This is a genomic window from Desulfobulbus rhabdoformis, from assembly GCF_016919065.1.
Lineage (GTDB): Bacteria > Desulfobacterota > Desulfobulbia > Desulfobulbales > Desulfobulbaceae > Desulfobulbus > Desulfobulbus rhabdoformis.
Genome location: NZ_JAFFQA010000162.1, coordinates 1 through 493 on the forward strand (window position 1 = coordinate 1; position 493 = coordinate 493).

A 493-nucleotide genomic window follows, 5' to 3' on the forward strand; every position below is an offset into this window, starting at 1 on the left:
TTGGCGCTTTTCCCTTGTAGCGCAAGCTTTTGCAGGTGGCGCTCATAGAGGGACTCGAATCGTTTAATTTCGGCCTTGTTCATAGTATACTCCTTGCTGTAAGTGTTTGAAAATTAAACTCTTACACCGAGTATACACTGGTTTTTATTCTGCCGCGCAGCGGCTTCGTCCAACTACTTACTCAGCCGCGCTGTTGTATGCGTCGGCGTAAGCTTTTCATTGGGCACCAATTGCTTCTCCAATGCGCTTTGAGACCCGACTTTCAAGCTCCGAATAGCTTTTATAAAAAATAACATTATAGTCCTTTATGTCGAAATGAAGGGTTGATCCTTCTTTTGCCACAAGGATGACATCTTTCCCAATACCATGAGAGGTGGCCTCACTCGTCTGAACAAGTTTTTTCAATTCTTAAGTGGAATCTCCGCCAGTGTTAAGCCGCCATCTTGACTATCGGCAGCATTGAAACATACGCCTCATCGGGCGTTTTCTTTTT

General features: G+C 44.6%; 1 protein-coding gene. It reads right to left on the reverse strand.

Annotation, left to right across the window (positions count from 1 at the left end; genetic code table 11):
* Nucleotides 1-216: 216 nt before the first annotated feature.
* The gene (locus JWJ90_RS22910; RefSeq protein WP_205229518.1) at nt 217-405 is read right to left on the reverse strand and encodes a hypothetical protein; all 189 of its coding nucleotides are present in this window, start codon (nt 403-405) and stop codon (nt 217-219) included.
* Between the last annotated feature and the right edge of the window lie 88 nt (nt 406-493).